Annotated in this window: 9 protein-coding genes; 8 read left to right on the top strand and 1 reads right to left on the bottom strand. The window is 63.1% G+C overall.

Features of this window, described 5'->3' with window-relative positions; all coding sequences use genetic code 11:
- The first annotated feature begins 2 nt into the window (after nucleotides 1–2).
- The 8 genes from rnfG to FGL65_RS00040 all read left to right on the top strand — a co-directional run bounded on the left by rnfG (nucleotide 3) and on the right by FGL65_RS00040 (nucleotide 10,848).
- Nucleotides 3–572 carry an RnfABCDGE type electron transport complex subunit G gene (rnfG, locus tag FGL65_RS00080; RefSeq protein WP_147818656.1) on the top strand — a complete coding sequence of 190 codons (570 nt, stop codon included), beginning with the start codon at nucleotides 3–5 and terminating at the stop codon, nucleotides 570–572.
- An 11-nt stretch (nucleotides 573–583) separates the two neighbouring features.
- The gene (rsxE, locus tag FGL65_RS00075) at nucleotides 584–1,255 is read left to right on the top strand and encodes an electron transport complex subunit RsxE (protein WP_147818654.1); all 672 of its coding nucleotides are present in this window, start codon (nucleotides 584–586) and stop codon (nucleotides 1,253–1,255) included.
- A 12-nt stretch (nucleotides 1,256–1,267) separates the two neighbouring features.
- Nucleotides 1,268–1,843 carry an electron transport complex protein RnfA gene (locus FGL65_RS00070; protein WP_147818652.1) on the top strand — a complete coding sequence of 192 codons (576 nt, stop codon included), beginning with the start codon at nucleotides 1,268–1,270 and terminating at the stop codon, nucleotides 1,841–1,843.
- A gap of 25 nt (nucleotides 1,844–1,868) precedes the next feature.
- Nucleotides 1,869–3,983, top strand: coding sequence for an FAD-dependent oxidoreductase (locus tag FGL65_RS00060; RefSeq protein ID WP_147818650.1), 2,115 nt, complete (start codon nucleotides 1,869–1,871; stop codon nucleotides 3,981–3,983).
- Nucleotides 3,984–4,378: 395 nt separating this feature from the next.
- Entirely contained in the window at nucleotides 4,379–6,640 is a 2,262-nt protein-coding gene (locus tag FGL65_RS00055) for a type I secretion system permease/ATPase (RefSeq protein WP_147818648.1), read from the top strand.
- 7 nt (nucleotides 6,641–6,647) lie between these two features.
- Entirely contained in the window at nucleotides 6,648–7,982 is a 1,335-nt protein-coding gene (locus FGL65_RS00050) for an HlyD family type I secretion periplasmic adaptor subunit (RefSeq protein WP_147818646.1), read from the top strand.
- A gap of 7 nt (nucleotides 7,983–7,989) precedes the next feature.
- On the top strand, nucleotides 7,990–8,772 hold the full coding sequence (locus tag FGL65_RS00045) for a transglutaminase-like cysteine peptidase (protein WP_147818644.1): 783 nt from the start codon (nucleotides 7,990–7,992) through the stop codon (nucleotides 8,770–8,772).
- 3 nt (nucleotides 8,773–8,775) lie between these two features.
- Nucleotides 8,776–10,848 carry an HD domain-containing phosphohydrolase gene (locus FGL65_RS00040; protein WP_147818642.1) on the top strand — a complete coding sequence of 691 codons (2,073 nt, stop codon included), beginning with the start codon at nucleotides 8,776–8,778 and terminating at the stop codon, nucleotides 10,846–10,848.
- Between the two features lie 268 nt (nucleotides 10,849–11,116).
- On the opposite strand, the gene FGL65_RS00035 is transcribed toward FGL65_RS00040, so the two are convergent.
- Nucleotides 11,117–12,439: a TolC family outer membrane protein gene (locus tag FGL65_RS00035; RefSeq protein WP_147818640.1), complete on the bottom strand. Its 1,323-nt coding sequence runs from the start codon at nucleotides 12,437–12,439 to the stop codon at nucleotides 11,117–11,119.
- Nucleotides 12,440–12,569 lie beyond the last annotated feature (130 nt).

The following is a 12,569-nucleotide window of genomic DNA, read 5'->3' as shown; positions in this document are numbered from 1 at the left end:
TCATGCGTGAAATACTTCATATGCTCCTGGTCCTGTCCCTCATCTGTGCGGGCTCCGGCGCGCTGCTGGTGAACCTGAAGCAGGCCACCAGGGGCCAGATCGAACAGCAGGTCCTGACCTACGTGCAGGGCCCGGCCCTCCTTTCGGTTCTCAAGGACCGCGACAACGATCCCATCGCCGAGCGCGTCAAGATGGGCGAGGTGAACGTGTTCCCGGCCATGAAGGACGGCAAGCTCGTGGGCGTGGCCTTCGAAGTCTTTGCACCTGGCTATTCCGGCGACATCGGCGTCATGGTCGGCTTTGACGTGGAAAAGGACGAGATCCTGGGCATCGGCATCACCACCCAGACCGAAACCCCGGGGCTCGGAACCCGCATCATGGAGCCGTCCTTCACCTCCAAGTTCCAGGGCCACGACCTGGACAGCATGCAGATTTCCTCCAAGGGCGGGGACATCGACGGCATTGCCGGAGCCACCTTCTCCTCGGTGGGCACCGTGGACGCCGTGCGCAAGGCCATTGAGATCTACCAAGACCTGAAGCCCCAGATCGCCAAGACCTGGCAGGCATCCTAGGAGGGAACGACATGAACCGTCTTATCAAGGAATTCGTCAAGGGCCTGTGGGCCGAACTTCCCCCGTTCCGGGTGCTTCTCGGTCTCTGCCCGACCCTGGCCGTCACCTCCACCGCGGAGAACGGTCTGGGCATGGGCGCAGCGGTCATCTTCGTTCTGACCATGTCCAACCTGATTATCTCCCTGCTGCGCAAGATCATCCCGGCCAAGGTGCGCATCGCCTGCTTCATCGTCATCACCGCCTCCCTGGTGGTTTCGGTGGAACTGTTGATGCAGGCCTACGCCTACCCGCTGTACCAGAAGCTGGGCATCTTCGTGCCGCTCATCGTGGTCAACTGCCTGATCCTGGGCCGCGCCGAGGCCTTCGCCTCCAAGAACGAGGTCCTGCCATCCATTGCCGACGCACTGGGCATGGGCATCGGGTTTGCCGCGTCCCTGACCTTCCTGGGCGCCATCCGCGAGGTGCTGGGCAACGGCACCGTGTTCGGCATCCAGGTCATGTGGCCCTCCTTTGAACCGGCCTCGGTCATGGTCATGGCTCCGGGCGCGTTCCTGGGCCTGGGCTTCATCCTGGCGGGCATGAACGCCTTCAACCGCTACCAGAGCCGGAAGAAGGGCGAGAGCGCACCCATTTCCCAGAACTCCTCCTGCGCGTCCTGCGGCGCGTGCAACGCAGGTAAATAAGGGGACAACGATATGGAATACTTCCTTCTTTTCATCTCCGCCATCTTCATAAACAACATCGTCCTGGTCCAGTACCTGGGGGCCTGCCCGTTCATGGGCACCTCCAAGTCCACGGACGTGGCCCTGGGCATGGGCGGCGCGGTCATCTTCGTCATCCTCATGGCCACGGCCATCACCTGGCCCCTGCACCAGTACGTGCTCATCCCGCACGGCATCGAGTACCTGCAGACCATTGCCTTCATCCTGGTCATCGCATCCCTGGTGCAGTTCGTTGAGATGTTCCTCAAGAAGATGGTGCCGCCTCTGTACAAGTCCCTGGGCCTGTTCCTGCCGCTGATCACCACCAACTGTGCGGTGATGGGCGTGGCCATCATGGTCCAGCGCAACGGCTATTCCTTCATGAAGTCCCTGATGTACGGCCTGGCCTCGGGCATCGGTTTTCTCATCGCCCTGGTCATCATTTCGGCCATCCGTGAGCGGCTGGATATTGCTCCGGTCCCGGCGGTCTTCCGAGGCGTTCCCATCGCCCTGGTCACCGCAGGCATCATGTCCCTGATATTCTTCGCATTCAAGGGCATGGCCGCGTAACAGCGAAACCACGGAGACACGATACATGCTTATTTCATCCATATTGGTCCTCTTTCTTCTCGGCCTAACCGCCGCCGCCGTCCTTGCCGCCGCCTCCAAGGTGCTGCACGTCAAGGAAGACCCGCGCATCGCGCAGGTGGAAAACTGCTTCCCCGGCGCCAACTGCGGCGGGTGCGGCTATCCTGGCTGCTCGGCGGCCGCCGCAGCCATCGTCAAGGGCGAGGCCGCCCCGGAAATCTGCGTTGCGGGCGGACCCGAGATCGCCGCGAACATCGCCAAGGTCATGGGCGTCGAGGTTTCCTTCAAGGAACCCAAGGTGGCCCACAACATCTGCACCGGCGGCTTCCGCGCCAACCTGCTTTTCGACTATGAAGGGGTGGAGGACTGCCGCGCCGAGGCGCTGCTTTACGGCGGAGCCAAGTCCTGCGGCCTGGGCTGCATCGGCCTGGGTTCCTGCGTCAAGGTCTGCGGTTTTGATGCCATCCGTCTCAACGAACACGGCCTGCCCGTGGTGGACATGAACGCCTGCCGCTCCTGCGGCAAGTGCGCCGAGGTCTGCCCCACCGGAGCAATCCGCATCTCGGGCCTGACCATGGACCTGCTGCACCTGAACAAGGTGGACGACTGCCTGGCCCCGTGCATGCAGAAGTGCCCGGCCCAGATCGACGTCCGCACCTACATCCAGCAGATGAAGCAGGGCGACATGCGCGGCGCGCTCCTGACCATGAAGGAACGCAACCCGCTGCCCCTGGCCGTCGGCCGCGTGTGCCCGGCCCCCTGCGAAACCATCTGCCGCCGCAACATCGCGGACGAGGGCGTGGCCATCCACACCCTGCACCGCTTTGTGGCCGACTGGGAAATGAACTCCGGCTCCCGCGTGCGCCTGGACTGCAACCCGCGCTCCGGCCACAAGGTTGCCATCATCGGCGGCGGCCCTGCCGGGCTGAGCGCCGCATACTTCCTGCGCCGCATCGGGCACGAGCCCACCATTTTCGAAAAGCGCGACAAGCTGGGCGGTATGATGAAGGGCGTCATCCCCGAGTACCGCCTGCCCTCCAAGGTCGTGGACTGGGAAGTCCAGTCCATCCTGGACCTGGGCGTGGACGTGGCGTTCGGCAAGGAATTCGGCCGCGACATCACCCTGGAAACCCTGGAACGGGACGGCTTCGAGGCCGTGCTCATGGCCACCGGCGCCTGGAAGGTCCCTGGCCTGGGCATCGAGAACGACAATGCCCGGGGCGTCATGGATTCCATCTCCTTCCTGGCCGACGTGAACGAGTCCATCCGGGACCTCACCGGCAGGAAGGTCGTGGTTGTGGGCGATTCCAACACGGCCATGGACGTGGCCCGCAGCGCCGGACGCCTGGGCGCGGAAGTGACCGCGCTCATCGGCTGCATCCAGCGCAAGATGTCCGCCAACAAGAACGAAGTGAAGCGCGCCGCCGAGCTGGGCACGGATCTCAGGTTCATGACCGCGCCGGTGCGCATCATGGCCGAGGACGGCGTCGTCACCGGCGTCCAGTTCCATGAGCTGGAATACGACGATCCCAAGAAGGCCACGGGCGGCCCCAACCCGGTGGAAGGCACCGAGGCCATCCTGGCGGCCGACATGGTCGTGGTGGCCACGGACCGCCTGGTGGATACCGAGGCCCTCAATGACGCCGAGGGCAAGCCGCTCTTCGACCTGGACAAGAAGACCGGGGGCATCAAGGGCGGCAAGACCACCCTGCGGACCAGCAGGCCCAACGTCTTCGTTGCCGGCGAGGCCAACTCCGGCCGCAACATCCTGATCCAGGCCGTTGCCGACGGACGTCGCGCCGCCCGCGCCATCCATCACTTCGTCACCGAGGGCGAGATCCCGGAACCCAGGAACCCGCAGCTGCGCGTCATTCCGGAGTCCATCCTCAAGAACATGGAAATCACCTACACGATCCCGCGCATCAAGGTGCCCGAGATCTCCATCGATGAGCGCCGCCACACCTTCAAGGAAGAGGTCAAGAGCTTCGTGGAATACGCCGCCGCCCGCAAGGAAGGCAGCCGTTGTCTGCGCTGCGGCCTGACCTGCTACGACTCCGAGGCCGGCGCAGAATACTCCGGCGACCAGGACGTGAAGCGCTTCGACGAAGCGGGCAAGGAGTAACCGCCCGCACCGACAACAAAGTTTGTTAAGGCTACCTCCCATGGCCATAACATAGACACCCCGAGAGTGAGACTTGCACACCCTCACCTCCTATCCGCAGGGGCCTCACACCACCTCTGCGGATCGCCCCCCGGACGCCCTCATCGTCCGGGGGGCTTGCATTTTTGAGGGCCGCCAAGCCCCCAGTTCCCCATCCCGGCCGGAAATGGTATCTTTGGGGCTGGCAGGCAGACGGCATGGGCGCTGCAAAAAACGCACAGCGCCTTGAAATCACCGAATTATCCCGGGGTTGACAAAACTTTCGGTACCCGAAAAATTGCAGCCATATTATAGTGGAACGGAAACAACCGCCGGTGATCAGGGAATTTTCCCTCAATACATACCCAGGTGTGCACATGTCCCCAGACAGCAAGACAGCAGGCGCAGCCCCCGGCCCGGAGGAATCCCGGACCGAGGCGACCGGGCAGGCCCCCCAGCCGCAGCCGAGGCCGAGCGCCAAGGCAGAGGCGCAGAACGACGAGCGGCTCTCGCCCAAGGATATCGATTTCCAGCCGCCGCTGGTCATCTGCCTTTCCATCATCAGCCGCCTGCTGGGCAGGCCGGTTTCCTCGGCCACCCTCAAGGCGGGCATTCCCCAGCAGGAAAAGGTCATCACCGCCGCCGCCATCGTGCGCGCCGCCGAGCAGATCGGCATTGCGGCCAAGACCGTGCACCGGCCCGAGGTGACCAGCATCACCAAGCTGGTCATGCCCTGCATCCTGCTGCTGCGCGGCGGCAACGCCTGCGTGCTGCTGGATTTCGACGGCATCAACGCCCGGGTCCTGCTGCCCGGCCACGGCATGAACGAGGTGGACATCCCCCTGGTCAAGCTGGAGGAGGAATACACGGGCTACGCCATCTTCTGCCGCCGCCAGACCCAGCTGGACAAGCGGGTCAAGGACCTCAAGCTGGTGCGCACCAAACGCTGGTTCTGGGACGTGCTTTTGCGCTTCTGGCCCGTGTACCGGCACGTCATCGCGGCCAGCGTCATGACCAACCTGATCATCATCGCCTCGCCGCTCTTCGTCATGAACGTCTACGACCGGGTCATCCCCAACAGCGCCTTTGACACGCTCTGGGCCCTGGCCATCGGCATAGCGATCGCCTACCTGTTCGACTTTCTGCTCAAGAACCTGCGCAGCTACTTCGTGGACGTGGCAGGGCGCAACGCGGACGTGCTCATCGGCAGCCGCATCATGCAGCACCTCATGTCCGCGCGGCTGGACCACATGCCCGAGTCGGCGGGGGCCGTGGCCAACAACGTGCGCGAGTTCGAGTCCCTGCGCGAATTCTTCAGTTCCGGCTCCCTGGTGGCCCTCATCGACCTGCCGTTCCTGTTCCTGTTCATCTGGGTCATCTACTACGTGGGTGGGCTCATGGTTTTGCCGGTGCTTGTCGCCGTGCCCGTGGTCATCCTGGTGGGCTTTTTTCTCCAGATGCCGTTCCAGCACGTGGTGGAGACCCACTACAAGGAGAGCACCCAGAAGCATGCGCTGCTCTTCGAGATCGTGCAGGGCCTGGAAACCATCAAGACCAGCATGGCCGAAGGCCGCATGCAGGCCCGGTGGGAAAACGTGGTGGGCATGTCGGCCATGTCCAGCAGCCGGGCCAAGGTGCTGGCCAACATCTCGGTGACCTTCTCGGTCTACGTGACCCAGATGGTCAGCGTGGCCATCGTCATTATCGGGGTCTATCTCATTTCCGAGGGCGAGCTTTCCGTGGGCGGGCTCATCGCCTGCAACATCCTGGCGGGCAGGGCCATGGCCCCGCTCAGCGCCGTGGCCGGGCTGCTCTCCCGGTTCCAGCAGTCGCGCATGGCGCTCAACGCCTTGAACATGCTCATGGAAATGCCCAGCGAGCGCCCCGAGGACAAGGACACCTTCCACTACGGCGACATCGAAAGCTCCCTGACCCTGGAGGATGTCTCCTTCAGCTACCCGGGAACGGACAAGGCCGTGCTCAGCGACATCAACCTGGTGGTCCGGCCCGGGGAAAAGGTGGGCATCGTGGGCCGCACGGGCGCGGGCAAGTCCACCCTGGGCAAGCTTTGCGTGGGCCTGTACCAGCCGGTCAAGGGCGCGGTGAAGCTGGGCAACATCGACCTGCGCCAGCTCGACGTGGCCAACCTGCGCCGCAAGGTGGGGTATGTTTCCCAGGACCCGCTGCTTTTCTACGGCACCCTCAAGGACAACATCGCCTTTGGCCTGCCCGAGGCCGACGACCTGACCATCAAGAACGCGGCCGAGGTCGCGGGGGTGGACGAGTTCGTCAAGGACCACCCGGCCGGGTACGGCATGAAGGTGGGCGAGCGCGGCTCCTCCCTTTCCGGGGGCCAGCGCCAGGCCGTGTCCATTGCCCGGGCGCTTCTGACCGACCCGGAAGTGCTGATCATGGACGAGCCCACCAGCAACATGGACAACCAGTCCGAGTATCGCTTCCTGCAGAAGCTGGAGCAGGCCATCAAGGACAAGACGGTCATCTTCATCACCCACCGCCATTCCATGCTCGACCTGGTGGATCGGCTGGTGATCATGGACAAGGGCCGCATCGTGGTGGACGGACCCAAGAAGGCGGTGCTCGAAGGGCTCAAGTCCGGCAAGATCAAGGTTTCCATGTGAGGTGGGCATGAAGAATAAAAGAGAAAAAATCGACAGGGAAGCGCTGCTGTACATGTCCGAGGTGGACCAGGCCCTCTACGGCACCGGCCGCAAGGTGGCCTACATCATGTCCACGTCCGTGCTGCTCATGTTCGTGGGCTTCCTGATCTGGGCCAAGCTGGCCGAGTTGGAGGAGGTCACCCGCGGGTTCGGCAGGGTCATTCCCTCCCAGCGCGTCCAGGAGATCCAGAACCTGGAGGGCGGCATCCTCAGCGAGATATTCGTGTTCGAGGGTCAGCGGGTGGAAAAGGACGACCTGATCTGCCGCCTGCGCAACGAGCAGGCGGCCAGTTTCTACCGCGACGCCAAGGCCAAGTCCCGGGAGCTCCGGGCGTCCATTTCCCGGCTGCAGGCCGAGGTGGACGGGACCATCCCGGTCTATGCCGACGACCTCATGGGCGAGGCCCCGCAGATTGTGGAAGACCAGATGCGCATCTACCGGGCCCGCAAGGAGCAGCTCAAGATCGAGCTGAGCCTGCTGCAGAGCGAGTACGAGCAGAAGAAGCAGGAAGTGGAGGAAATGGAAGGGCGGCGCAAGCAGCTGCTCAAGAGCCTCAAGGTGGCCGAGCGCCAGCGCGATATCACCAAGCCCCTGGTGGAGAAGCAGATCCATTCCGAGCTGGACTTCCTGTCCCTGGAGCAGAAGGTGCTGGAGCTGCGCGGCGACGTGGAGGCCCTGACCCTGGGCATCCCGCGCGTCAAGGCCGCGGCGGAAGAGGAGAAGAGCCGCATCGCCCAGAAACAGGTGGAATTCCGCAGCGAGGCGCTCAAGGAACTCAACGAGCGCAGGCTGGAGCTGACCTCCATCAAGGAGACCCTGAGCGCGGGCAGCGACCGGGTCACTCGTACGGACGTGCGTTCCCCTGTTCGGGGCATAGTCAAGCACATCCTCATCAACACCCTGGGCGGCGTGGTGCAGCCGGGCCAGTCCATCATGGAGATCGTGCCCCTGGACAGCACCCTGCTGGTGGAGGCCGAGATCAAGCCTTCGGACATCGCCTTCGTGCGCCCCAACCAGAAGGTCCAGGTCAAGATCACCGCCTATGACTTTTCCATCTACGGCGGGCTGGAAGGTACGGTGGAGCACATCAGCGCCGATACCATCACCGACGAGAAGGGCAACAACTTCTACATCATCAAGGTGCGCACCAAGGAGAACGCCCTCAGCTACCACGGCGAGAAGCTGCCCATCATTCCGGGCATGACCGCCCAGGTGGATGTGCTCACGGGCAAGAAGTCGGTGCTCGACTATCTGCTCAAGCCCATTCTCAAGGCCAAGCAGAACGCGCTGCGAGAGCGCTAGGGACGACATGGCCGCCCCCAGCTTCATACCACGGGCCGCACGGGGCCTGCTGTACGCGGTCCTTGTGGCCGCGTGTCTGGCGGTATGGAGCGCGTCCGGGGTCCGGGCGGCGGACAAGGCCCAGCCCCCCAGGCTGTTCAACACCCTGGAGTTCAAGGGCAAGATAAAGAAGCTGCCCAAGTGGATGGGGGTGCTGCGCCGCATGGCCCTGTGGCGGGGCTATTTCAAGGACAGCTCCATGGACAGGCTGCCCTCCAAGGCGGGCTGGCTCAAGCTTAAGAAGTCGGTGGCGGGCAAGCCCCCCCTGGAAAGGCTCAAGGCCGTGAACCGCTATTTCAACCAGTGGCCGTACCGCCTGGACATGTCCAACTACGGCCAGCGCGACTACTGGGCCACCCCCGTGGAATTTCTCAAGAAGTCGGGCGACTGCGAGGATTACGCCATCGCCAAGTACTATGCGCTCAAGGAGCTGGGCTTTTCCCCGGGCCAGATGCGCATCGTGGCGGTCCGGGACATGATCCGCAACATCGGCCACGCCGTGCTGGCCGTGTACCTGCCCGACGACATCTACATCCTGGACAACCAGACGGTCATGGTGCTGTCCCACAAGCGCTACACCCACTATGTGCCCCAGTACTCGGTCAACGAGCGTTTCCGCTGGATGCACGTGCCTCCCATGAAAAAGAAGAAGACGCAGGCCGCTCCCACGGCCCGCGTCCAGGATAGGAACAACAGCGACAACGGGACCCTTACCGCAAGGGAACCCGAAAAAAACAACCAGATGGAGTAGACCATGGAACGGAAAGTACAACCCAGAGAGGAGATTCCCAGGGGGATCGGCAAGGCGGGCCACGGCCTCAAGGTCGGCATCGTGGTGGTCTTCGCCCTGATCATCACCATGGGCAGCCTGTTCTTTGCCCACCGGACCGTCGGCGACAAGCGCGCCGAGCTGGTCAGCAACGTGGAGCATCGCCTCGGATTGGTGGCCCAGGGCCGCGCCGACGTGTTCGAGGCCTGGCTCTCGGACCTCGCCCACCGGGGCGACAGGCTCATCAAGTCCGACCTCTTCCGGCTTTACGCCGCCGAGGTGGACGGCATTTCCGGCGATCTGGCCGCCATTTTCGGCGCCGGGGGCGATGTGGAAGGGGAGGGGGCCGATCTGGCCGCCCAACTGCCCATGATGCAGAACATCCTGCGCGAGTTCTGCACCTATTCCGGTTTTCTCTATGCCCGGGTGCTCAACTGGAACGGCGTGGCCTATATCGCCACGGACGGCTACCTGCCGCCCATGTCCGAGGCCGAGATCGCCCTGGTCCAAAGCACCTACAAGGAGGGCGTCCCCCTGGTTTCGCCCCTGCGCAAGACGCCCCAGGGCCTGGAGATGGACATTTACGTGCCCATCTATCCGCCCGAGGACGAGGAGCATGCCCATCCCGTGGGCGTGCTCATGATGACCCGCCAGGTGACCGGCAAGATCACCGAGCTGCTTTCCAATTCGGCCCTTTCGGCCAAGGGCGAGCATACCCGGCTCATGCAGCGGACCGCGAGCGGATTCCTGGAAGTGACCCCCTGGACCCCGGAAGGGTTCTCCAAGGTCACGGCCCAGTTCGAGCTGGACGACAAGGGCAACATGCCCTTTGCCGAGCGCACCAGCCTTTCCAACGAGGACGAGAAGGTCTTTTCCATGGGCATGCGCATCGAGGGCCCGCAGTGGTGGGTGGTCCAGGAAATGGACTTCACGGCGGGCACCGCCTCCATCCAGGCCTATTCGCGCACGTCCTACATCATGGCCGGTCTGGCCATCCTGGCCATCCTGCTTGCGGCGGGCCTGGCCTGGTGGGTCCAGACCGGGGTGTACAACCAGCGCAGCGCCGAGCAGTTCCGGGCCCTGGCCGCGCAGATCGATGAGCAGAAGCGGTTCATCGATTCCATCAACGCCAACATTCAGGAATTCATCACCCTCAAGGACCTGGACGGCAGGTACATCTACGTGAACGACGCATTCGCCCAGGCCGTGGGCCGCGCCGAGCACGAGATACTGGGCATGGATACCGAGGCCGTGTTCGGATTCGACACGGCCAAGCGCCTGACCGCCGCGGATGCTGCCGTGCTGGAGGAAAAGGGCAAGGTCATCATCAACGAGACCATCTACCTGCAGTCCCGCCGTCACCAGTTCCAGATCTCCAAGTCGCCCTATTACGACAACCACGGCAACTGCCTGGGCGTGGTGGAGGTCTTCCGCGACATCACCGACTTCGTGGCCGCACAGGAGCGCAACAAGCGGCTCATCCGCAGGGCCATGGAGGCGCTCGGCAGCACCATCGAGGCGGCCGACCCCTATCTCGGCGGGCACACCAAGCTCATGGCCGGGCTGGCCGTGGAAGTGGGCCGGGTCCTGAACCTGGACGAGATCGACGTGGCCGAGATCGAGACCGCGGCCAACCTCTCCCAGATCGGCAAGATGTTCGTGCCCAAGGAGATCCTGACCAAGCCCGAACGGCTCACCGACGACGAGAAGGAGGTCATGGAAACCCACGTGGAATACGCCTACCGCATCCTCAAGGATATCGACATCGACGAGGGCGTGCTGCGGGCCATTTATCAGATGAACGAGCGCATGGACGGCTCGGGCTATCCCAAGCGGCTCAAGGGCGAGGACATCATCCTGCCCGCGCGCATCCTGTCCGTGCTCAACGCCTTCTGCGCCATGATCCGCCCCCGGGCCCACCGCGGGGCCATGAAGCCCGAGGAGGTGCTGCGCATTCTCACCGACATGGGCGACAAGTACGATCCGGCAGTGCTCCAGGCCCTGTCCGAGGCCATTACCTCCCCCGCCGGGGAGCGCCTCCTGGACCAGAGTTCCTGATCCGGTCGTTTCCATCTGGTTGCAAGCCCCCTGCGTCATGCGGCGCGGGGGGCTTTTTCGTATCTTCCGCGTGTATGGGAATTCCCCTGCAGCCCCTGGTAGAAGGAAGGCTGTTCCGGCTGGAGCATTCACGGCGGAGGGCGTGTTGAAGCTGGGCCACAAGGAGCTGCGCCCTTTGCGGTTGTGCGGGGCGGCTCTTGGTTCACCGAGCGCAAAAAAGGGGTGCGGTTTTTACCGCACCCCTGGGGAAGTCCTTGTTGATGAACGCCTACTTGCTTTCCGGATCGTAGGTCTTGTCCGCCACCTCCAGGGTGCGGATCAGGTCGCCGCGCAGGGTCATCAGCTTGTAGAGGCTGTAGCTGCGGTTTGACTTGGCGGTTTCCAGGAGGACGCTGTTGCTGAACACCTCGTTGATGGAGTCGAGCACGTCCAGCAGGGAGCGCTGGCCCACGTTGAACTGGATCAGGTACATGTCGCGTGTCTCCACGCTGTAGCCCACGGCGCGTTCGTAGTTCTCCACCTGGCTGACCGCGGTCTCGTACTCGGTCCAGGCCGTGACCACCTGGCGGATGAGGTCGTCGGTGGTGTCCTGGAGCGTGGATGCGGCCTCCTTGGTCCGGGCCTTGGCGGCCTGGGTCTCGTTGTAGTCGGTGCCGCCGCTGAACAGGTTCCAGGACATTTCCAGCATGGCCCGGTTGTCCCGCAGATAGGAGTCGGATCCATCCAGGTTGTCGGTGTTGCGCGAGCTGACCACCACATCCACGTTGGGGAAATAATCGGAGCGGGTGACCTTTTCGTCCTTTTCCTTGGCGTGCAGGTCGGCCTCTCCAGCCTTGAGCTTGGGGTTGTTGTCCATGGTCCGCTTCATGATGGAATCCATGTCGGCAACCAGCTCGGGGTGGTATTCCGGGGAGGCGAGCGCGCCGGGGGTCTTGCCCGTGACGCGTGTGTAGCTGGCCTCGGCCGCACGCAGGTTGCCCTGATAGGTGATCAGGGTGGTGAAGGCCCGGGCAAGGCGGCTCTTGGCCTGGGTTTCGTCGGCCCGGCTGGTGGCTCCGGCCATGACGCGTTCGGTGATGGAGTCGAGGAGCTCGTTGTGCTTTTCCACATTGTCCTGGGCCAGTGTAACCAGTAACCGCTCGCGCACGACATCGTGATGAGACCGGATTGCATCGAGCCCAACGGTTTCCACATTGTCCCGAAGGCGGTATTCCGCGGATTCCAGGCGCGCCTCCGAACCCTGGTAGGTGTATATGCGGTCCATGCCGTCAAACACGTTCAGGGTCATGGCCACGGTGGTGTCGGTGGCGGTGCGCTGCCTCTCGTCGGAGCCGTCGTTGCGCGTCGTGGTGCTGCTGTATTCCTGAAAACCGTATTTCGAGGTCAGGTCCAGGGACGGGAAAAAGCGTCCCAGGGATGCGGCCAGGTTTCTGGACATGGCCTCCCTGTTGTGCAGCAGGGCCTTGATTTGCGGGTGTTGCTTGACGGCCATGACCACGCTTTCCTTGAGGGACGTGGTGCCGTCCGCCCCGGCGTATGCGGACGGGGCGAGAAGAAATATGAGACAGAAGACTATCAGCAGGCGTTTCATAAAAAGACGTCGGTGTTGTTACAGGTGAAGATGTGCAAAATCCCAATCAGAAAACAAGTAACAATTCCGATGTTATTGCACAAGTATAAAGTTTACGATTTTCTCTGGGGAAAACACATGTGAAAACGCC

Origin of the sequence: Salidesulfovibrio onnuriiensis (genome assembly GCF_008001235.1) — a bacterium.
Classification (GTDB): Bacteria; Desulfobacterota; Desulfovibrionia; order Desulfovibrionales; family Desulfovibrionaceae; genus Pseudodesulfovibrio; species Pseudodesulfovibrio onnuriiensis.
This window is presented reverse-complemented; position numbering and strand designations above follow the sequence as displayed.

Coding starts and splice junctions, on each gene's coding strand:
- rnfG (WP_147818656.1), top strand. CDS start 3: ATGCGTGAAATACTTCATATGCTCCTGGTCCTGTCCCTCATCTGTGCG.
- rsxE (WP_147818654.1), top strand. CDS start 584: ATGAACCGTCTTATCAAGGAATTCGTCAAGGGCCTGTGGGCCGAACTT.
- FGL65_RS00070 (WP_147818652.1), top strand. CDS start 1,268: ATGGAATACTTCCTTCTTTTCATCTCCGCCATCTTCATAAACAACATC.
- FGL65_RS00060 (WP_147818650.1), top strand. CDS start 1,869: ATGCTTATTTCATCCATATTGGTCCTCTTTCTTCTCGGCCTAACCGCC.
- FGL65_RS00055 (WP_147818648.1), top strand. CDS start 4,379: ATGTCCCCAGACAGCAAGACAGCAGGCGCAGCCCCCGGCCCGGAGGAA.
- FGL65_RS00050 (WP_147818646.1), top strand. CDS start 6,648: ATGAAGAATAAAAGAGAAAAAATCGACAGGGAAGCGCTGCTGTACATG.
- FGL65_RS00045 (WP_147818644.1), top strand. CDS start 7,990: ATGGCCGCCCCCAGCTTCATACCACGGGCCGCACGGGGCCTGCTGTAC.
- FGL65_RS00040 (WP_147818642.1), top strand. CDS start 8,776: ATGGAACGGAAAGTACAACCCAGAGAGGAGATTCCCAGGGGGATCGGC.
- FGL65_RS00035 (WP_147818640.1), bottom strand. CDS start 12,439: ATGAAACGCCTGCTGATAGTCTTCTGTCTCATATTTCTTCTCGCCCCG.